The organism is Sulfuricystis multivorans (genome assembly GCF_003966565.1).
In the GTDB taxonomy this organism is placed as follows: Bacteria; Pseudomonadota; Gammaproteobacteria; order Burkholderiales; family Rhodocyclaceae; genus Sulfuricystis; species Sulfuricystis multivorans.
In genome coordinates this window covers 1,387,829-1,409,300 of record NZ_AP018718.1, presented here as the reverse complement: position 1 = coordinate 1,409,300, position 21,472 = coordinate 1,387,829, and the positions used below count along the sequence as shown (strand labels likewise).

12 protein-coding genes and 1 tRNA gene are annotated in these 21,472 nt (G+C 64.4%); 9 read left to right on the top strand and 4 right to left on the bottom strand.

Annotation, left to right across the window (positions count from 1 at the left end; translation table 11 throughout):
* The first annotated feature begins 25 nt into the window (after nucleotides 1–25).
* From recC to recD, 3 genes are read left to right on the top strand one after another with little or no spacing between them, the layout of a single operon-like run.
* Nucleotides 26–3,175, top strand: a complete 3,150-nt coding sequence (gene recC, locus EL335_RS06980; protein ID WP_126445395.1) for an exodeoxyribonuclease V subunit gamma — start codon at nucleotides 26–28, stop codon at nucleotides 3,173–3,175.
* Nucleotides 3,168–6,647, top strand: coding sequence for an exodeoxyribonuclease V subunit beta (recB, locus tag EL335_RS06975; RefSeq protein ID WP_126445393.1), 3,480 nt, complete (start codon nucleotides 3,168–3,170; stop codon nucleotides 6,645–6,647). The genes recC and recB overlap by 8 nt, the downstream gene beginning before the upstream one ends.
* On the top strand, nucleotides 6,644–8,221 hold the full coding sequence (gene recD, locus EL335_RS06970) for an exodeoxyribonuclease V subunit alpha (protein WP_126445391.1): 1,578 nt from the start codon (nucleotides 6,644–6,646) through the stop codon (nucleotides 8,219–8,221). The genes recB and recD overlap by 4 nt, the downstream gene beginning before the upstream one ends.
* A gap of 9 nt (nucleotides 8,222–8,230) precedes the next feature.
* Here the strand turns inward: recD and EL335_RS06965 are convergent, their stop codons facing one another.
* From EL335_RS06965 to EL335_RS06955, 3 genes are read right to left on the bottom strand one after another with little or no spacing between them, the layout of a single operon-like run.
* The gene (locus EL335_RS06965; protein WP_126445389.1) at nucleotides 8,231–8,476 is read right to left on the bottom strand and encodes a hypothetical protein; all 246 of its coding nucleotides are present in this window, start codon (nucleotides 8,474–8,476) and stop codon (nucleotides 8,231–8,233) included.
* Between the two features lie 37 nt (nucleotides 8,477–8,513).
* On the bottom strand, nucleotides 8,514–10,862 hold the full coding sequence (parC, locus tag EL335_RS06960; protein WP_126445387.1) for a DNA topoisomerase IV subunit A: 2,349 nt from the start codon (nucleotides 10,860–10,862) through the stop codon (nucleotides 8,514–8,516).
* Nucleotides 10,859–12,826: a DNA topoisomerase IV subunit B gene (locus tag EL335_RS06955; protein WP_126445385.1), complete on the bottom strand. Its 1,968-nt coding sequence runs from the start codon at nucleotides 12,824–12,826 to the stop codon at nucleotides 10,859–10,861. The genes parC and EL335_RS06955 overlap by 4 nt, the downstream gene beginning before the upstream one ends.
* A gap of 71 nt (nucleotides 12,827–12,897) precedes the next feature.
* Here EL335_RS06955 and EL335_RS06950 point away from each other — a divergent pair.
* Nucleotides 12,898–12,974, top strand: a tRNA-Arg gene (locus EL335_RS06950).
* A 40-nt stretch (nucleotides 12,975–13,014) separates the two neighbouring features.
* Here the strand turns inward: EL335_RS06950 and lplT are convergent.
* Entirely contained in the window at nucleotides 13,015–14,277 is a 1,263-nt protein-coding gene (lplT, locus tag EL335_RS06945) for a lysophospholipid transporter LplT (protein ID WP_126445383.1), read from the bottom strand.
* A 166-nt stretch (nucleotides 14,278–14,443) separates the two neighbouring features.
* On the opposite strand from lplT, the gene EL335_RS06940 reads away from it, so the two are divergent.
* The 5 genes from EL335_RS06940 to EL335_RS06920 are packed head-to-tail and all read left to right on the top strand — an operon-like array spanning nucleotide 14,444 to nucleotide 21,425.
* Complete coding sequence (locus tag EL335_RS06940; RefSeq protein ID WP_126445381.1) at nucleotides 14,444–15,349, top strand: LysR family transcriptional regulator; 906 nt, start codon at nucleotides 14,444–14,446, stop codon at nucleotides 15,347–15,349.
* 3 nt (nucleotides 15,350–15,352) lie between these two features.
* Nucleotides 15,353–16,438 (top strand): alanine racemase, encoded by a 1,086-nt coding sequence (gene alr, locus EL335_RS06935; protein WP_126445379.1) that lies wholly within the window; start codon nucleotides 15,353–15,355, stop codon nucleotides 16,436–16,438.
* On the top strand, nucleotides 16,426–17,805 hold the full coding sequence (gene radA / locus EL335_RS06930) for a DNA repair protein RadA (RefSeq protein WP_126445377.1): 1,380 nt from the start codon (nucleotides 16,426–16,428) through the stop codon (nucleotides 17,803–17,805). The genes alr and radA overlap by 13 nt, the downstream gene beginning before the upstream one ends.
* A gap of 14 nt (nucleotides 17,806–17,819) precedes the next feature.
* Nucleotides 17,820–20,300 carry an ABC transporter permease gene (locus EL335_RS06925; protein ID WP_126445375.1) on the top strand — a complete coding sequence of 827 codons (2,481 nt, stop codon included), beginning with the start codon at nucleotides 17,820–17,822 and terminating at the stop codon, nucleotides 20,298–20,300.
* A 54-nt stretch (nucleotides 20,301–20,354) separates the two neighbouring features.
* Nucleotides 20,355–21,425, top strand: a complete 1,071-nt coding sequence (locus EL335_RS06920; protein ID WP_172600050.1) for a sensor domain-containing diguanylate cyclase — start codon at nucleotides 20,355–20,357, stop codon at nucleotides 21,423–21,425.
* Nucleotides 21,426–21,472: the final 47 nt, after the last annotated feature.

Sequence of the window (21,472 nt, the reverse complement as noted above, 5' to 3'; positions counted from 1 at the left end):
CGTTCGCTCCTGATAGCATTCATCCATGCTGCACGTGCATCACAGCAACCGCCCTGATCGGCTCGCTAGCGCATTGGCGCAGGTTTTGCGCCTTGATCCGCTGCCGCTGTTCGAGAGCGAGACCGTGTTGGTGCCCTCGACCGCGCTGGCGCGCTGGCTGACTTTCCAGCTCGCCGAGGGTTTGGGCATCGCGACACAGCTACGGCATGATTTTCCGGCTGCTTATGTCTGGCAGCTGTTCGGGCGGCTATTGCCGGGGGTGTCGCCGCACAACCCGTTCGACCGCGAGACGATGCAATGGCACCTGTTCCGCTTGCTGGGTGAGTGTCAGGGAGCGGAAATTCGTCATTACCTCGCGGGGGATGATGGGTCGCGCCAGTTCGAGCTGGCGCAGCAGCTGGCCAATCAGTTCGACCGGTATCTGGTCGAGCGGCCGGACTGGATCAAAGCTTGGAGCGCCGGCCGCCGGCTCGGTCTCGGCTTCGATGAGGACTGGCAGGCTGGGCTTTGGCAGGCCTTGCTCGCTGCGCTGCCACCGGTCGCGGCGGAACATCCGCGCGAACGCTTCTTTGACGCGCTGGCATCCGATGCGGCGCTGCGCGAGCGGCTGCCGAGAAGGCTGAGTCTGTTCTGTGTCGAGGCGATGCCGGAGCTCTACTGGCAGGTGTTCGTCGCGCTGGCAGCGTGGATCGACGTGCACGTCTTCGTACTCGCGCCGTGCCGGGAATACTGGGGTGACATCGAACGGTTGCGAAAGCGCCTGTGCCTGGAAATCGAACGGCCGGATGTGGCGATGCTTTATGAAACCGGTCATCCGCTGCTCGCCTCGCTCGGTCGGGCGCGCCAGCATGCAGTGGTGCGCCTGGCCGATACGGTGGCGCAGGCTGCCAGCCAGGAAACGGAGGATTTCGTCATGCCTCCTGCCAGCCTGCTGGGGACTGTGCAGCGCGACATCCTCGAATTGACGACGCGGACGGCTTCGCCCGACGCCACATTGCAGATCCATGCCTGTCATGGCGCGCAGCGTGAGGCGGAAGTGCTGCATGACCGTCTGCTCGAACTGTTCGAGCTCATTCCGAATCTCCGGCCAGCCGACATCCTGATCCTCACGCCAGATATCGAGACCTATGGGCCGATCATCGCGGCGGTGCTGGCCAATGCGCCGTCGCCGCGGCGGCTGCCTTGCACGGTGGCCGATCGGCCGCTGGCTACGCTACCGCTGTGGCGGGCATTGCGGCAATTGTGCGTCGTCGCCGCCGGTATATGCGATGCCGAGAGCGTACTCTCGCTGCTGGAAGAGCCGGCATTGCGGCGCGCCTTCGAGATCGCTGACGAGGCTCTGCCGCGGTTGCGCGACTGGGTGGCGGGCGCAGGCATCCGCTGGGGAGTCGATGGCGCGGCGCGCGCACGGCGCGGCTTGCCCGCTGACGATGCCTTCACCTGGCGGGCGGGGATCGCGCGGCTGCTGCTTGGCGTTGCACTGCCGGATGAACCAGAGCGCCTCTGGCAGGGTAGGTTGCCGGTGACGGGCATCGAAGGTGAGGACGCGGTGCTATTGGGGCGCTTTGCGGAGTTTGCCGAAACGCTCTTCGCGCTCCACACAAAACTCGGCGTCGGTGGGACGGCACCGGAATTGGCCCGAATGCTGCTCGATACCTTCGAGCGCTGCCTGGCGCCGGACGAGTCTGAAGAAGTCCAGGCGCAACGACTGCGCGAAACCTTGCGGCACGTCGGGCAGGCAGCGGCCACCGCTGGCTGTGACACCCGATTGCCGCTGCCGGTACTGTTGCGCGAGATCGACAGACTGCTTGCCGAGGAGGCTCCGGCGCAGACCTTCCTGTCCGGCAGTGTCACGATCGCCGCGCTGCGCCCGGGGCGGCCGGTCGCCGCACGCATCATTTGTCTCGTCGGCATGAACGATGGCAGCTGGCCGCGCCAACGCACGATCCCGGGCTTCGACCTTTTGGCAAGCCATCCGCGTCTGGGCGATCGCAATTTGCGCGACGAGGATCGCTACGCCTTCCTCGAAGCGCTGCTGTGCGCCAGCGACGCCCTGATCGCTACCTACACCGGACGCGATCCGCGCAGCAATCTCGAATTGCCGCCGGCCCCTCCTCTTGCCGAACTGATCGACGTCGTGGTGCAAATGACCGGGGGTGACGCCAACGCGCTGGTCGTCAACCATCCCTTGCAGCCTTTTGGTGCAGTCTATTTCGATGGCAGTAATAAGCGGTTGTTCAGTTTCGATGCCGAATATTGCCCGCCTGGCAGCAAGCGCACGGCGCCGGCTTTTTTCACCGCCGAGGTGAAGCTGCCGGCCGCGGAGACGATCGAAATCGACCTCGCTCAATTGCACCGGTTCTTTTCCAACCCGGTGCGTTGTTTCTTGCGCGAGCGTTTGGGCATCCACCTGGAAGAGCGCGAGGCCATGCTGGAGATTCACGAGCCCTTCGTCTCCGACGCGCTGGAACGTTACCGTCTGCGCGAGGCGCAATTTATCGCGCTGCAGCAGCGGCAGGAGGCAGCGCAAACCACGACTCGACTGCGCGCGCGCGGCTGGTTGCCGGCTGGTGTTGCCGGCGACTTGGAGGCGCGCGAGGCCCGTCAGGAAGCGCTGAAGCTGTGGCATCGAGCGCGGCCCAGGCTTGCAGCGCGCCCCCTCGAGGATCTCCAGATCGAGTACAGCGCCCACGGCGTGCGTCTTGCCGGTCGGATCAGTGGCTTGAGCGCGCAGGGACTGTTGCGCATGCGGCATAATGATCTGCGCGCGAAAGACCGGCTGCGGCTGTGGATCGATCATCTGCTGCTCAATGTGTTGGCACCCCAAGGAGTGCCTGCGGTGAGTACGCTGATCGCGCGCGATGCGTCCGTGGAGTTGGTCCCGGTGCAGGATGCGAGTGCGCTGCTCGACAGTCTGCTGGCCCGGTATCGCGACGGGATGGAGCGCGCTTTGCCGTTCTATCCAGAAACGGCCTGGGCCTGGCTAGAAGGCAAGGGGATCAGACAGATTTGGGAGGGGGATTCCTACCGCGACCGTCCCGGCGAACGCGATGATGCCTATGTCAGGCTATTCCTGCGCGACCGGCAGGATGATCCGCTGGGCAAGGAATTCCAGACTCTGGCGACGCTGATCTTTGCGCCGCTACGCGAGGCAATGAGGTGCGTCAGTGACTGAACGGCACTTCACGGCATTGCAAACGCCTTTCGAGGTCGAATTCTCCGGCATGCGGTTGATCGAGGCCGGCGCCGGCACCGGCAAGACCTGGACGCTGGCCGCGCTGGTGCTGCGACTGTTACTCGAACGGCGGCTCAAGATCGGTCAGATCCTCGTCGTCACCTATACCCGTGCCGCGAGCGGCGAGCTCAAGAGCAGGATTCGCGCCCGGCTGGTCGAGGCGCTGGCGGCTTTCGAGACAGGTCAGGCGGAAGACGAGTATTTGCAGGCGCTGATCGAGCGCTGCGAGCCGACCGAGGCGAAAACGCGCATAAGGCTCGCGATCGAGAGTTTCGATACTGCGGCGATCTTCACGATCCACGGTTTTTGCCAGCGCGCGCTGGACGAGACGGCTTTCTGGGCCGGCCAGCCGTTCGAACGCGAATTGATCGCCGATCAAAACGAGCTGTTGGCCGATGTGGCGCGCGATGCCTGGCGGCGCGAGATGGCGAAAGCTACGCCATTGTGGGCCCAGTATTTGATGGACAAGCTCAAAGGCCCGGACGGTCTCGTCGCCAAAGTCAAAGATCATCTGGGGCGGGCGGCTGTAACGGTCGGCGTGCCACTCCCCGTCGATCGTCTGGCCGCCGAATCGCGGCTTCTTGAATCCTGGCGTCTGGCACGAGGGTTTTGGCTGGCCGAGGGTGAAGCGCTGCAGCGCTGGCTGAGGATTGCCCAGCTGAAACGCAACATTTATCCCGAGCAGAAAATCGATGCGGTAGTTCTGGCTGCCGATGCCTGGTTTGCCGAGGAACTGCCGCTGCTGCCGCTGTCGGGTGATCTGCACCTTTTGAGCCGGCAAAAGATCGAGCGGGCGCGGACGAAAGCGAGTCCTGCGCCGGAGCACCCGTTCTTCGCAGCGATGGAGGCGCTGCTCCAGACGGTCGATGCTTTTCAGGCCGCCTGCGATGCAGCCTTGCGTGGCTTGTGTGCCGCTTTCCTCGTCATGGCGCGTGAGCAGCTGACGCAGCGCAAGCGGGAAAGCGGCTTGCAAAGTTATGACGACCTGTTGTTCGCGCTCGATCAGGCGCTCGACGGGCCGGCCGGGAAACGGCTGATCGACGCCTTGCGCGCACGCTACCCGGTGGCGCTGGTCGATGAATTCCAGGATACCGACACGCTGCAATTGCGCATCTTCACGCGCATCTTCGGCAGCGCGGCCCATCCGCTGATCTTCGTCGGCGACCCGAAGCAGGCGATCTACGCTTTTCGCGGTGCCGACGTGTTCGCCTATCTCGCAGCGCGGAAACAGGCCGATGCCGGCCATGCGCTGCTGGAAAACCGCCGTTCCGACAAACCCTTGCTCGATGCGATCAATGCCCTGTTTGCGCGCCCGCGGCCTTTCCTGCTCGATGATCTGCCTTATGAGCCCGCCCTGCCGGCCGATCAAGAACGTGCGCCGTGCACGATCGACGATGAGTGCGCGCCGCTGACGCTGTGGTGGATGACAAAACCGGCGCAGGCAAAGAGTTTCACGAAAGAAGATGGGCGAACGATGGCGGCGCAAGCCGTCGCCGCCGACATCGCGCGGCTGCTGGCGCTCGCCGCGGCGGGCCGGGCGACGATCGGCGAGCGTCCGCTTTCCGGCGGCGACATCGCGGTGCTGGTGCGCAAGCATCAGGAAGGCGAGCTCGTCCGGCAGGCTCTATCAAAGCTTGGCATTCCTGCGGTCAGCGGCGGAGGCGGCAGCGTCTGGGAGAGCGAAGAAGCGGAAGATCTCGAGCGCCTGCTTCTCGCCATTGCACAACCGAGCCGCGAGGCGCTGGTGCGCGGGGCGCTATCGACCGTGCTGCTCGGCGCCGATGCGGCGCAGCTCGCCGCCTGGCGCGACGACGATCAGGCATGGAGCGCTCGACTGGAAACGTTCCATGACGATCTCGTCTTGCTGCACGAACGGGGCTTCATGGCGATGTGGCGGCGTCTGCTGCGGCGCGAAAGGGTGGTCGCGCGCATGCTGGCGCGTCCCGACGGCGAACGGCGGCTGACCAATTACCGGCATCTGGCCGAGCTGTTGCAGTCGGCGGAGCAAAAAGCCGCGCTCGATGCCGAAGGGCTGGCGCGCTTCATTGCCGATCAGCGAACCGCCGCGGAAAACGAAGACAGCCTGCTGCGGCTCGAAAGCGACGCCCATCTGGTGCGCATCGTCACGCAACATGCCGCGAAAGGCCTGCAATACCCGATCGTCTATTGTCCTTTCCTCTGGATCGGTACCGAAGAAGCGAAAGCCTGGCCGGTGTTCGCGCATCGCGACGGTGGTGCCTGTCTCGATTTCGGCTCGCCTGAGATGGAAGCGCTGCTCGCCGCCAAGGAAATCGAAGCCGCGGCCGAGGAGTTGCGTCTGGCCTATGTGGCGCTCACGCGCGCCGAGCATCGCTGCATCGTGATCTGGGGCAAGGCGAACAATTGCGCGCGCTCGCCGCTCGCTTGGCTTCTGTTCGGTCCGCGTAGCGAGGTGGCGGAAGACCCGCGCGTCTGGCTGGCCCAATGGTTGGAGACGCACGACGAAACCGAGACGCTGCGCGCGCTAGAGGGCCAGCTTGGCGGCGCGTTGAAAGTGCTGCCGCTGCCGTCGGATGGAGAAGCGGCCCTCCCGCCTGCAACAGTCCCCCAGGAATGGCGACCGCGAATCTTCACCGGGCGAATTCCGTCGCCTTGGCAGGTGCGCAGTTTCTCTTCGCTCGCCGCGCAGCTGGCGGAGGAGGCGGAGCGGGCCGACCATGATGCCATCGCGTCTTGGGGTGCCGCCCTACCAGCGCCGAGTTTCCAAGAGATATCAGTGCCTGACGGGGCCTCGTCGATGCCGGCGGCGCCCGCCGATATCCAGGCTTTCCCGCGGGGCACGAGGGCGGGCAGCTGCCTGCACGCGCTGTTCGAGCGCATCGATTTCCAGCAGCGCCAGTCGGTCGGCCCGGTGGCGGCGCAGTTGCTCGCCGAGTACGGCTATGCATTGGCGTGGCAACCGGTACTCGAACGGTTGGTGGCCGATGTGCTGTCGTCGCCGTTGAATGCGGAAGGGCTCCGGCTTATCGACGTTCCCTCAGAGGCGCGCATCGCGGAGATGGCGTTCACTTTCCCGCAGGATTCTTCCGCCGGGCGGGCGGGGTACATGAAGGGATTCATCGACCTGGTGTTCCGTGCCAATGGACGCTGGTACATCGTCGATTGGAAGTCGAACTGGCTCGAAGATTACGGCCCGCAAGCGCTCGCCGCGGCAATGCAGGCGCATCGCTACGATCTGCAATTGCGCATCTACGCGGCGGCGCTCAAGCGCGCGCTGGCCTGGCGCGAACCGGCGTGCGACTGGGAAGCGTCTTTCGGCGGTGTGTTTTATCTCTTCCTGCGCGGCATGAAGCCCGGCAGTGGCGCGGGCGTTTTTTTCAGCCGGCCGACGGTCGTCGAGTTGGAAGCTTTTCTCGATGAGGTGGTGCGATGACGCAAACGGCCTTGCCGGCGATCGTCCGACATTTCGCGCGTTTCCTCGGCGCCGGCGATCCCGATGCGGAGCGGGCGGCGGCGCTGGCAAGCCTGGCGACCGTCGAAGGCCACGTTTGCGCCGATCTCGACTGCGATATCGGTTGGGGGCCTTGGGCCGCCAGTGTCGACGAGGCAGGACGCGCTGCCTTCCGCGCCCGTTTGCCGCAACTGGCGATCGTCGGCGGGGAGCAAGACTGGACGCCGCTGGTCTGGGATGGGCGGCGACTGTATCTGCGGCGCTATTGGGACTATGAAGCGCGGGTTGCGGCCGATCTTTCGAGGCGATCCTCCGCCGCGGCGACGGAGGGCGAGTCTGATGCGCTGCTCGCTGCGCATTTTCCGGATGCCGGCCAGCGTCACGCGGCTCGCATCGCGCTGGCACGTCGGCTGGCGCTGATCTCCGGCGGCCCCGGCACCGGCAAGACGCACACTCTGGCGCGCATCATCAAACGCTTGCAATCCAGAAAGCCAGATCTACGCATCGCGCTCGCGGCCCCGACCGGCAAGGCGGCGGCGCGCATGAGCGAAGCCTTGCAGGCGGCGGGAGTGACGCTGGCCTCTGCCGCGAAAACGCTGCACCGTCTGCTCGGCGTGCGTGCCGATGGCGGCTTCCAGCACGATCGCGATCGACCGCTCGCCGTCGATGTGCTGGTCGTCGACGAGGCGTCGATGATCGATTTGTCGCTGATGAGCCATCTCCTCGATGCCTTGCCGTTTGATGCGCGGCTGATCTTGCTCGGTGACCGCGACCAGCTCGCGGCGGTCGAGGCCGGCGCGGTGTTCGCCGATCTGTGCGACAGCCAGTGTCTGGCGGATTCGCTCGCCTTGCTGACGACGAACTTCCGCTTCGGTGCTTCGAGCGGCATCGGGCGGCTGGCGGAAGGCTTGCGTCGCGGCGAGGCCGATGGCGTGGTGGCGCTGCTCAAGGCTGCAGGTGACGATCTCGTCTGGACGGAGCGCAGCGACGGCCAAGCCCTCGTCGCGGCGGCACGCGAAGGATATCGGGATTACCTCGTGGGCGTGGCGCGAGGGCTCGATCCGACAGCGCTGTTGGCTCTTTTCGGTGGTTTCCGCGTGCTGTGCGCCCACCGGCAGGAAGCGCAGGCGATCAACCGGGCGTTGAGCGGCGACACGTTGCGGCCGCCGCTCGGCACGCCGATCATGGTGTTGCGCAATGATCCGCTGCTCGAGGTGTTCAACGGCGATATCGGCCTGCTGCTGAACGACCCGGCCGATGGCCGGCAGAAGGTTTTTTTCCCCGGACAGACGCCACGCTGGATCGCCCTCAACCGGCTGCCGGGGTGGACGCCGGCTTGGGCGATGACCGTGCATAAGGCCCAGGGCTCAGAGTTCGAAGAGGTGCTGCTGGTGCTGCCTGCGACCATCTCGCCGGTGACGACGCGCGAGCTGGTCTATACGGGCGTGACCCGGGCAAAACGGCGCGTCATGCTGTGGGCCAGCGAAGCCGTGCTGCGCGCGGCGATCGAGCGCCGCTCGACGCGCATGTCGGGCTTGCGCGAGCGCCTGACCTGAAAGGCGCTTTCAGAGGCCGCGCTGGATCTTGTTCAGCATGCGGGCCCGACCGGAGGCTTCGGCCTGGTTCTGCGCCGATACCTGACGACCGTAGGCATCGCGTTCTTCCTTGGAACGCTTGACGGCCTCGATGCTCTTGATGCAGCGCCAGCGCGAGCCGGTCTTGGTCACCAGAAGCCGCATTTCCTCGACGGGATGATGCGTGCGGCAGTGATAGCAGTAACGCGTCGCGGGTTCTTTTTTGTCGGTGCTCATAGACCTGCGGATTATACAGGATGGAAGACACTGCGCGCTACCCGGCCGCCATTCCTGCCGGTTTCATCCGAACTGGTATGGGCTGACCCTTGCGCGCGCGATGGGTACGGAACGGTGCTGCAACCGCGCCGGCAAGCCGCCATTGCGTCGTTTTGCCACCGCGATCACTGCCGGTGACGACGAAAGCATTCGTGCCGACGGCCACGGCCACCAGTTCGTCGTTGGCCTCCAGCGCTTGCAGGATCGTGCCGCGGCCCTTCGCCATCGTCTTGGCCTCGGCCAGCGGAAACAGCAGCAGGCGGCCGTTCGCGGAGATTGCCGCGACGGTTTGTGCCGTGCCATCAGAGCCGACTTTTGCAGGCGGCAACGGTTTTTCGCCTTTTTCGAGGGTCATGAACGCCTTGCCGGCGCGCTGCCGCGAGACGAGGTCGGCGACTTTGGCGATGAAGCCGTAGCCGCCCGAGTTGGCGAAGAGATACTGCGTCTCGGGCGCGTCGGTGAGCGCCTGGGCCAGCTTGCCGCCGTCCTGGAAATCGACGAGTGTCGTGATCGGCACGCCGTCGCCGCGTCCGCCCGGAAGATCGGCGACGCGCACACTATAGGCGCGGCCGTTGGTGTCGATGACGACGAGCGGCCAGACGGTACGCGATTCGGCGACGAGGAAGGGGAAATCGCCCGTCTTGTAGCCGATGCCGGCCGGGTCGAGGCCGTGTCCTTGGCGGGTGCGCACCCAGCCGTTTTTCGAGACGATCACCGTGACTGGTTCATCGGGAATCGCCACCTCGGCCGGCGTGACCGGCGCGACGGCTTCGATGAGCGTTCTGCGCGCATCAGCAAACTTCTTCGCGTCTTCCGTGATTTCACGGAGGACGAGCCTGGTCAGTTCCTTGTGGTCCTCGAGCACCCGGCGCAGCGCCTGTGCTTCGGCCTCCAGCGCCTTCTGCTCCTGCTCGATCTTGATGCCTTCGAGGCGGGCCAGCTGGCGCAGGCGGATTTCGAGGATGTCTTCGGCCTGGGCTTCCGAGAGCCCGAACCTCGCCATCAGCTCGGCCTTCGGTTCCTCCGCTTCGCGGATCGTCTGGATGATCTGGTCGATCGAGAGGAAGGCCAGCATGCGGCCGGCGAGGATGTGCAGCCGCCGCTCGACTTCGGCCAGCCGATGACGGCTTCGCTTCTCGACGGTGGCGTGGCGGAACTGCACCCACTCGGAGAGCATTGTGAGAAGCGGTTTCTGCGCCGGCCGGCCATCCATGCCGATCATCGTCAGATTCACCGGGACGTTGGCTTCGAGGCTGGTGCGCGCGAGCAGCACCGCCATGAACTCGGCGACTGGCACGCGCGAGGAGCGCGGCTCGAGCACGATGCGCACCGGCTCCTTTTCGTTCGACTCGTCGCGTACGGCTTCCAGCACCGCAAGCACCGCCTGCTTGAGGTTTCTCTGATCTTGCGAGATGTCTTTCTTGCCTGGCCGCGGCTGCGGATTGGTGATCGCTTCGATCTCGGAGAGCACCTGTGCCGTCGAGATGCCATGCGGCAGTTCGTACACGATCACGCGCCACTGGCCGCGCGCCAGTTCCTCGATGCGCCAGCGGCAGCGCATACGGAAGCTGCCGCGGCCGGTCTCGTAGGCAGCGCGGATCTCGGCGGACGGCGAGATGATCTGCCCGCCGCCGGGAAAATCCGGGCCGGGCAGCACGGCAAGCACCTCGTCGAGTGTCGCCTCAGGCTTTTTGATCAGGAGCTTGAGCGCCTCGGCGACCTCGCCCAGGTTGTGCGGCGGAATCTCGGTGGCCATGCCCACCGCGATGCCCGAGGCGCCGTTCAGAAGCACGAAGGGCAGGCGCGCGGGCAGCAGCCGCGGCTCTTCCATCGTGCCGTCGTAGTTGGGCACGAAGTCGACGGTGCCCCGGTCGATCTCGGCGAGCAGCAGTTCGGCGATCGGCGTCAAGCGGCATTCGGTGTAGCGCATCGCCGCCGCGCCATCACCGTCGCGTGAGCCGAAATTGCCCTGGCCATCGACGAGCGGATAGCGCAAGGAAAAGTCTTGCGCCACGCGCACCATCGCGTCATAGACGCTGGCATCGCCGTGCGGATGGAACTTGCCGATCACGTCGCCGACTACCCGCGCGCTCTTGACATGCTTGGCGGAGGCGGCCAAGCGCATCTCGTGCATCGCATAGAGGATGCGGCGCTGCACGGGCTTGAGACCATCCTCGACCTGCGGCAGGGCGCGGGATTTGACCACGCTCATCGCATAGGCGAGATAAGCGCGCTCGGCGTAGGCATCGAGCGGCAGGGCGTCGTCGGGGAAGCTCGGCGCTGGTGGGACGGCACCGGAAGGCGGATTCGGTTCAGATGGGGTGTCGAATAGATCGGGTGTGTTCATACATCGGCCTCGATCAGATTGCCTTTTTCTTCCATCCAGACGCGGCGCGCCGCTGCCTCACCCTTGCCCATCAGCAGGTTGAAGAGCTTGACGGTCTCCTCGTGCGCCTCGCTGCGTTCGAACACGGGCAAGACCCGGCGCGTCGCCGGGTCCATCGCCGTCTCGCGCAGCTGCTCGGGGTTCATTTCGCCCAGGCCCTTGAAGCGGCCGACCTCGATCTTGTCGATCGGGATGCCTTCCTTGGCGAGGCGCTCCTTGATCGCTTCGAGCTCCCCATCATCGAGCGCGTAGAGCCGCTTGGCGGAGCGCTTTTTGCCCGATGCCGGCACGTCGATGCGGAAGAGCGGCGGTTGGGCGACGAAGACATGGCCGCGCCGGATCAGCGCCGGGAAGTGGCGGTAGAAGAGGGTGAGCAAGAGCGTCTGGATGTGCGCGCCATCGACGTCGGCATCCGACATGATGATCACCTTGCCGTAGCGAAGGTTCGACAGGTCCGGCTCATCCTCGGCGGTGTGTGGCTCGATGCCCAGCGCCACGGCGATGTCGTGGATCTCGGCGTTGGCGAACAGGCGGTTGGGCTCGATCTCCCAGGCATTCTGCACCTTGCCGCGCAAGGGCAGGATCGCCTGCGTCTCCCGGTTTCTGGCCATCTTTGCCGAACCGCCGGCGGAATCGCCCTCGACGAGGAAGAGTTCGTTTTCCCGAATGTCGGTCGATTCGCAGTCCGAAAGTTTGCCCGGCAGCACGGCCACACCGGATTGCTTTTTCTTTTCGACTTTCTGCGCATTCTTCTGGCGCGCCAGGGCTTGTTTGATGGCGAGTTCCGCGATCATTCGGCCTGCCTCGACGTGCTGGTTGAGCCAGATTTCCAGCGGGTCGCGCACCATGCGGGCGACGAGCTTCACCGCTTCGCGCGAATTGAGCTTTTCCTTCACCTGCCCCTGGAACTGCGGATCCAGCAGGCGCGCCGAGAGCACGAAGCCCATCTTCCCGCAGATGTCCTCCTGCTGGAGCTTCACCCCGCGCGGCAGCAGCGCGTGGTGCTCGATGAAGCTCTTCACTGCCTCGAAGACGCCGGCCTTGAGGCCGGATTCGTGCGTGCCGCCGGCCACCGTCGGAATCAGATTGACATAGGATTCCGACGGTGCGGCATCGGGCCACCAGCCGAGCGCCCAGGCCGCGCCTTCGCCAGCCGCAAAGCTCTCATCATCACTGCCCGCATAGCTCTCGGCGGCCCAGATCGGCGCTACCGGATCGCTGCCGGCGAGCTCTTTCAGATAGCCGGCGAGACCCTCCGGGTAACGCCAGGTTTTTTCGAGCAGCACCCCGTCGGGCTGCTCGACAGCCAGCGTGACCTTCACACCGGGCAACAGGACGGCCTTGGAGCGCAGCAGGCGTTCCAGTTCGGCCTGCGGCACCTTGGGCGAGTCGAAATACTTCGGATCGGGCACGACGCGCACCCGGGTGCCGGTCTGCCGGCCGCATTCGCCGACGACTTGCAAGGGCGAGACTTTCTCGCCCCCCTCCGAAAAGCTCACCGTGTAGATCTTGCCGTCGCGGCGCACCTCGACATCCACGGTGAGCGACAGCGCATTGGTGACGGCCACCCCGACGCCGTGCAACCCGCCGGAAAACGCATAGGCGCCGTTGCCGGTCTTCTTGTCGAACTTGCCGCCGGCATGCAGGCGCGTGAAGGCGAGCACGACGACGGGGATTTTCTCCTCGGCGTGTAGGCCGACCGGAATGCCCCGGCCGTCGTCGCTGACCGTGATCGAGCCGTCTTGGGCAACCAATACCTGGATGTGTTTTGCGAAGCCGGCGAGCGCCTCGTCGGCGGCGTTGTCGATGACTTCCTGGATGATATGGGCCGGCGAGTCGGTGCGGGTGTACATGCCCGGCCGCTCGCGCACCGGTTCGAGCCCTTTCAGGACGCGGAAACTGGATTCGTCGTAAGTCTGTTTCATGGCTGGAACGGAAAAATGAGGGCGGCAGTTTACCTGTTCGGAACTTTCGCTATAATGCGCAGCCTCAAGCCGCGCCCGTAGCTCAGTTGGATAGAGTACTTGGCTACGAACCAAGGGGTCGGGCGTTCGAATCGCTCCGGGCGCGCCAGAATAGACAGCCGGCGACCGCAAGGTCGCCGGCTTTTTTGCTAATGCCGGACGTCCTCGAGATGGCTCACGTCATCGTGAATCCGCTGGTTGGCCTCATGGCGGCGCTTGACCAGCCACATCATGCCTGAGACGAACAGGCCGAACAGGACGATCACCCAGTAAATGTGTAGCCCTAGCTTGATGAGCAGCGAATAGACGCCGGTCATCACCAGGATCGACAGATTCTCGTTGAAGTTTTGCACCGCGATCGAATGGCCGGCGCCCATCAGGATGTGGCCGCGGTGTTGCAAGAGTGCGTTCATCGGCACGACGAAGAAACCCGAGAGGATGCCGACGATCACCAGAAGAGGCATCGCCGCCCTGGTGTCGCGCACGGCGATCATCGCCATCACACCGACGCCCATCGCGATGCCGAGCGGTATCACGCGCACCGATTTGCGCAAGGTGATGAAGCGGGCGGCGAGCACCGCACCGATGGCCACGCCGATCGCCACCACACCCTGCAGCATGCTGGCTTTGGAGAGATCGAGATTGAGCGCTTCCTTGGCCCATTCGATGACGATGAACTGCAAGGTGGCCCCCGCACCCCAGAACAGCGTGGTGACGGCGAGCGAAATCTGGCCAAGCCGGTCGCGCCAAAGCAGCCGCAGGCAGTGATTGAATTCGTGAAGCAGGTAGAGCGGGTTCTTCTTCAACGGCTTGTGGTCGACGCCGGTGTCGGGAATGAAGAGGTTGAACAGCGCGGCGATCAGGTACAACAATCCAATCACGAGCAGGTTCATCTCCGCCACCGTGTCGATGCCGGTATCGATGCCGGGAAAGTCGAAGGTGAGCAGCTTGACGGCGATGTCCGGCTTGATCAAGAGGCCGCCGATCAGCACGCCGAGGATGATCGCGACCACGGTCAAGCCCTCGATCCAGCCGTTGGCGATGACGAGCAGCCGGTGCGGCAGATATTCGGTGAGAATGCCGTACTTGGCCGGCGAATAGGCCGCGGCGCCCAGTCCCACGACGGCATAGGCGAGCAATGGGTGAACATTGAAGAACATCAGTCCGCAGCCGGCGATCTTGATGCCATTGCTGATGAACATCACGCGCCACTTCGGCATCGAATCGGCGAAAGCGCCGACGAAGGCGGCCAGCACGACGTAGGAGACGGTGAAAAAGGTCTTCAGCAGAGGTTCATAGGCCACCGGAGCGTGCATGTCGCGCAAGATGGCGATCGCGGCGATCAACAGGGCATTGTCGGCGAGCGCGGAAAAAAACTGCGCCGCCATGATGATGTAGAACCCGAGGCTCATGGACGCCGGGTTATATCACGAAAGTCGTTACGACCTCGTGATGGAATGGCGCAAAACTTGCAGCGTGCGGGTAGTCGGCTGCTTGCATCAGGCTTTCTTATGGGCGGGAATTATGCTTCAATAGCAGCGTCGATGCGGAAAATAACCATTCTTCGAGGGACGACACATGGCTGATCGTAGGCTCCAAGTTTTCCACGCCGTGGCCAAGCAACTTTCCTTCACCAAGGCTGCGGAAGTGCTGTTCATGACGCAGCCGGCGGTCACCTTCCAGATCAAGCAGCTCGAAGAACATTTCAATACCCGCCTGTTCGACCGCGGCCATGGGCGCATCTCGCTCACCCCGGCGGGGGAGCTGGTCCTCGCCTATGCTGAAAAAATCCTCGCTTTGTCGAACGAAATGGACGTGCGCATGGCCGAGATGACCGGCGAGATCGGCGGCTCATTACTGGTCGGCGCCAGTACGACGATCGCCGAGTTCCTGCTGCCGCGCATCATGGGCGAGTTCAAGTCGAAATATCCGAAGGTGCGTCCGCGCTTGATCGTCGCCAACTCGGAAGCCATCGAGACCCGGGTGGCAGAACATACGCTCGACATCGGCTTCATCGAATCGCCGACCCATCATCCCAACCTGCAGACCGAAGTCTGCTGTGAAGACGAGATGCAGGTGATCTGCAGCCCGAAGTTCCCGCTGGCACGATTCAAGGAGCTCACTCCCCAGCAACTGGTCGATCATCCCTTCGTGTCGCGCGAACCCGGCTCCGGCACCCGCGAATTCACCGAGGTCTATCTGCACAAGCAGGGGATCGATATCAGCCGCATGACGCCGGTCATGGAGCTGGGCAGTCCGCTGGCCTTGTTGGAGGTGGTGGAAACCGGCCTGGGGTATGCGATCGCCTCGCGCGCCTCGGTGATGCACGCGCTGCGTCTGGGCACGCTGGTGTCGATCCCGCTCAAGCCCCGGCTGGTGCGCAAGCTCTCGATGGTCTATCCGAAGGAAAAATTCCGCTCGCGCCTGGTCACCTCTTTCGTCTCGTTCGCCGCCGAACGCCTCAAGGAACACAAGGCGGCGTAGCTCATGCCGCGGCCGATTCGCGCGATCATCGATCTTTCCGCCCTGCGGCACAATTTCAGCGTCGCCCGTCGCCATGCCACCGCGGCGCGGCTGTGGGCGGTCGTCAAGGCCGATGCCTATGGCCACGGCCTGGAACGCACCGTGGCGGCTTTACAGGCTCGCGCCGATGGTTTCGCGCTGATCGAGCTCGAGCGCGCGATCGCGCTGCGCGAGGCCGGTTTGACGAAGCCGCTGTTGATGCTCGAAGGCTGTTACGCGACCAGCGATGTGCCGCTGTTCATCCGTCACCGGCTGATTCCTGTCGTCCATCGCAGTGAGCAGCTCGACTGGCTCTTGGCGTCCAATTGGCCAGCCGATCTGCCGGTGTATCTGAAACTCAACACCGGCATGAATCGTCTCGGTTTCGATGCGGCGGGGCTAACGAACGCAAAGTCGGCGCTGGCAAAACGGCACGTCGGCAGCGTGCTGATGTCCCATTTCGCCGATGCCGACGGGCCGCGCGGCATCGACTGGCAACTCGAACGTTTCCGCGCGATGACGGCGGGTATGAGTGAAGCGACGTCGCTCGGCAATTCGGCGACGATCCTGCGCTATCCCGAATCCGTCGGCGACTGGGCCCGGCCGGGCATCATGCTCTATGGCGGCTCGCCGTTTCCGCAAACGAAATCAGCCGCCGAACTCGATCTGCGGCCAGTGATGACGCTGCAAAGCGAGATCGTCGCCGTGCAGCACCTCGCGGCGGGCGAGTGCATCGGCTACGGCTGCGCCTTCACCGCAGATCGGCCCATGCGTGTTGGCATCGTCGCCTGCGGCTACGCCGATGGTTATCCGCGCCACGCGCCGACCGGAACACCAGTCCTCGTCGCAGGCATGCGCACGCGTCTGCTCGGTCGGGTTTCGATGGACAAGCTCTGCGTCGATCTGACCGATCTGCCGGAGAAAATCGGCGTCGCTGGAAAGGTGACGCTGTGGGGTGAAGGCTTGGCTGCCGACGAGGTGGCGATGGCGGCGGGCACGATCAGCTACGAGCTTTTCTGTGCGCTTTCTCCGCGCGTGCCGGTGAGCGAGGTCGGCGGATGGCCAAAGTGAAATCGTTCTACGCCTGCAGCGAATGCGGGGCCACCTCGCCGAAGTGGCAAGGACAGTGCCCCGGCTGCGGCCAGTGGAACACGCTGGTCGAGACGGTCGCCGAGGTCGCCACGCCGGGCTCCAAGCGCTTCGGCGCAAATTTCGCGCCGCTTGCCGCGACCGGCAAGCCGCAGGACCTGGCATTCATCCATCCGCGCGAAGAGCCACGGGTGCCGACGGGCATCGAGGAATTCGACCGCGTGCTGGGCGGGGGGCTGGTCGCCGGCGGCGTGGTGCTGATCGGCGGCGATCCGGGCATCGGCAAAAGCACATTGCTGTTGCAGGCGCTCTCAAGGCTCGCCGAAGCGCGTCAGCCGGTGCTCTATGTTTCGGGTGAGGAATCTGCGGAACAAGTGGCCTTGCGTGCCCAGCGGCTGCAATTGCCGGCTTCTGGCCTGCGTTTGCTGCCCGAGATCAATCTCGAAAAAATCCTCGCTGCGCTGCAAGACGAAAAGCCACTGGTGGCGGTGATCGACTCGATCCAGACATTGTGGTCCGACGTCTTGCAGTCGGCGCCCGGCTCAGTCGCCCAGGTGCGCGAATGCGCGGCGCAACTGACGCGCTTTGCCAAGCAAACGGGCACTTCGGTGATCCTCGTGGGGCACGTGACGAAGGAAGGCGCCCTGGCCGGCCCGCGCGTGCTCGAGCACATCGTCGATACCGTGCTCTACTTCGAGGGCGACACGCATTCGAGCTTCCGCCTCGTGCGCGCGTTCAAGAACCGTTTCGGTGCGGTCAATGAATTGGGCGTGTTCGCGATGACCGATCGCGGCTTGCGCGGTGTCTCGAATCCTTCGGCGCTGTTTCTTTCGCAGCACGCGCAGGATGTCGCCGGCTCCTGCGTGCTGGTCACGCAGGAAGGCACGCGGCCGCTCTTGGTCGAAATCCAGGCGTTGGTCGATAGCGCGCAAGGCGGCAATCCGCGCCGGCTCACCGTCGGCCTCGAGCCGCAGCGCCTGGCGATGCTGCTCGCCGTGCTGCACCGACATGCCGGCGTGATGTGCGGCGATCAGGATGTGTTCGTCAATGCCGTCGGTGGCGTGCGCATCCAGGAACCGGCGGCCGATCTCGCCGTACTGTTGGCGATCGTCTCCAGCATGCGCGACAAGCCGCTGCCGCCGAAGCTGGTGGTGTTCGGCGAGGTGGGGTTGGCCGGCGAGATCCGGCCCGCACCGCGCGGCCAGGAGCGGCTCAAGGAAGCCGCCAAGCTCGGTTTCACCCGTGCGCTGATCCCCAAGGCGAACGCGCCGAAGCAGCCGATCAAGGGCATCGAGGTCGTGGCGCTGGAACGCATCGAACAGGCGCTCGAGGTGCTGCGCGCGCTGTGACTACGCTGCGCCTCATGCTGCGCATGCTGGCGCGCGACTTTCGCGCCGGCGAACTGACGGTGGTGTTCGTGGCTCTCATGCTGGCGGTCGCGGCGCTCACCAGCGTCGGTTTTCTCGCCGACCGCGTCCGGCACGCCGTCGAGCGCGAAGCCCATCAGTTGCTGGGCGGCGATCTGTTGCTCTCCGCCGATCATCCCTGGCCCGAGGCTTATCGTGAAGCGGCGCGGCAACATGGCTTGCGTCTCGCCGAAAGCGCGTTGTTGCTTTCGATGGTCGGCAACCCGGAAGGCGCGGGCAATGTGCAGCTCGGCGAGATCAAGGCCATCTCTCCTGGCTATCCTTTGCGCGGCGCACTGGAGGTCGAACCGTTCAACGATAAAGTCGGCGCTGGTGGCTCGGCACACCCGCTTTCCCTCGGCACAGTATGGCCCGATGAGCGTCTCGCCACCGCGCTGGCGCTCGAACCAGGAACGAAGGTGCGCATCGGTGCGCTGACGGCCAGCGTCGGTGGGATTCTCACGCTCGATCCGGAGCGCGGCATCAACCCGTTTGCGTTTGCCCCGCGCCTGATCGTCAACCTCGCGGATCTTCCTGCGACCGGATTGATCCAGCCCGGCAGCCGCATCACCTGGCGCTTGCACCTCGCCGGGGACGAAGAGGCGGTGCGCGCATTCCGCGCCTGGGCGCAGCCACGGCTGGGACGAGGCGAGAAACTCGAGGGCCTCGACGATGCCCGCCCCGAGGTGCGCGTCATCATCGAACGTGCCGAGCGCTTTCTCAGGCTCGCGGCGCTTTTGACGGTGGTGCTGGCGACGATCGCGGTCGGCATGGCGGCACGGCGTTTCATGCAACGCCATCTCGATGCCTGCGCCGTGATGCGGGTCTTTGGCGCCAGCGAGCGGCAGATCCTGATGATCCACGGCGGTGAATTCGTCCTACTGGGCGCTCTTGCGACCTTGTTCGGTGGGCTCTGTGGTCTGCTGGCGCAGCAGGCGCTGCATGGCATGCTCGCCGGATTGCTCGCCGAGCGCTTGCCGGCGCCCGGCGCTCTGCCGTGGCTACATGGCGGCACCGTCGCCGCCGTGCTGGTGGTCGGGTTCGCCGTTCCACCCTTGCTGCGCTTGAAGTCGGTGCCAGCCTTGCGCGTGCTGCGCCGCGAATGGGGGAGGGTCGCCCCTCTGTCGATGGCATCCTATCTCGTCGGCGGCGCTTGCCTTGCCGGACTGATGTTCTGGATGGCGGGCGAGGCACGGCTCGCCGCCGTGGTATTGGGCGGCTTTCTGGCCGCGATCGCGATTTATGCGCTGATCGGACGCCTGTTGCTGGAAATCGTCGTGCGTCTTGCGGTGCGGCTTGCCTGCGGCGGCTGGCGCATCGGAGTCGTCCGCCTGCGCCGCCACGGCAGCGCCAGCTTGCTCCAAGTGGTCTCGCTTGCGCTCGGTTTGACCACGCTGCTGTTGCTTTCGCTGGTGAAGAACGATCTCTTGGTCGCCTGGCAGACGAAACTGCCACCCGATGCGCCAAACCGTTTCCTGATCAACATCCAGCCGGAACAGCGCGCGGCCGTGACCGAATTCCTCGCCCGCGCCGGCTTGCCCGCGCCACGTCTAGAACCGATGGTGCGTGGTCGTTTGGTGGCAGTGAATGGCCGGCCGATCGGTCCGCAGGATTTCGCTGACGAACGTGCGCGGCGTCTGGTTGAGCGCGAGTTCAATCTGACCCAGCGCGACGACCTGCCATTGGGCAATACCATCATCGCCGGCCAGTGGTTCGGCAACGCCACGACGATGCAATTCTCGGTGGAGCAGGGGCTGGCCAGCACTCTTGGCCTGAAACTGGGAGATGAGCTGAGTTTCGAAGTCGCCGGTCAGCGATTCTCGGGGCCGGTGACTTCGCTGCGCAAACTGGACTGGGATTCGATGCGCGTCAACTTTTTCGTCATCGCCCCGCAAGGCGCCCTCGATGGCCAGCCGACGAGTTACATCACCAGCTTCCATCTGCCTGCCGGCCGCGAAGCATTGACATCGGCGCTGGTGCGCAGCTTCCCGAACGTCACCGTGATCGACGTCGTCGCACTGGTCAGACAGTTGCAGCAGACGGTCGGACAGGTGATCGGTGCCCTGCAGCTGGTGTTCCTGTTCGCGCTGATCGCCGGCCTCACGGTGCTGTATGCGGCGATCGAAACGAGCAATGGCGCGCGCAGCCAGGAACTCGCCGTGATGCGCGCCTTAGGCGGACAACGCCGTCAGTTGCGCCAGAGCGTGTTGGCCGAGTTCGCTTTACAAGGCGCCATCGCCGGCCTGATGGCAGGAGGTGGTGCGACGGCGATCGGCGCTTTGCTCGCGCGCCAGGTGTTTGGTTTCGAGTATTGGCCAAAAGTAGAGGTATTGGCGATCGGATTCGCAGCCGGGTTGGTCGGCGTAGCCCTCTTCGGGATGATCGCCGCTAGGCGCGCCTTTTCCGGCCGCGTCATCGACCGGCTCCGGGAAGGTTGAGCGCGTTCTGGCAATTATCATTCCTTCGACCATAATAAAAATATGGATGGGTCGATGATCAGCAATGCTGGCCTTTCGCTCCTCGTGGTTGCGGGTTTGGCGGGCTGTCTCGCGATGGCGGTTTTCTGGTATCTGCAGTTCGTGCGCCATCGCGAATTGGAACAACGCAATGCCGCGTTACAGAAAGAGATTCTCGAGTACCGTCGGCAAGAAGAGGCTTTGCGTATCGCCGATGCCGTCTTCGAGCATGCCGCCGAAGCGATCATGGTCACCGACGCCGCCAACGACATCGTGAGGGTGAATCCGGCATTCACGGCGATCACTGGCTATACGGCCGCCGAAGTGGTGGGGCGCAATCCTCGTCTGCTGAAATCGGGCCGCCACGAGCAGACTTTTTACGAACAGATGTGGTCGTCGATCGAGACGCGCAAACATTGGGAAGGGGAAATCTGGAACCGTTACAAGGACGGTGAGATCCACGTCGAATGGCTGTCGATCGTGAAAATCGACGGTGGTCAGGGGCCCATCCATTACCTCGCCATCTTCCACGACATCACGCAGCGGAAGGCGGATGAGGAGCAGCTGCGCTTCAAGGCGTATCACGATCCACTCACCGAGCTGCCGAACCGAACCCTGTTCATGGACCGCCTCCAGACCGCGATCAGCCAGGCGCATCGTTATCATCGCAATTTCGCATTGCTGCAAATCGATCTGGATCGATTCAAGGAGGTCAATGATTCGTTGGGACATAGTGCCGGCGACCAGCTGCTGGTCGAAGCGGCGCGGCGGATGGTTGGCTGTGTGCGCGAAACCGACACGGTGGCTCGACTGGGCGGCGACGAGTTCGCGATCATCCTTTCCGAGATGGCCGATATCGCAGAAGTGGAACAGATCGCCCAGCGGATCGTAACCCTCCTGGGCGAGCCGTATTATCTCGATGCCGGGACGGTGCGCATCAGCGGTTGTGTCGGCATCGCGCTCTATCCGCGCGATGGCCGCGAGGCGGATCGGTTGCTGCGCAATGCCGATCTCGCGCTGTATGCTGCGAAGGAAGGTGGGCGCAATCAGTACCGGCTATTTGCCGTGCAGGAACATTCAGACGATATGCAGGCGAGTTTGCTCTGATACTGCTTTCGGCAGAGGTTGCAAAGTTGCAGGGTGCTCTTCTCCGG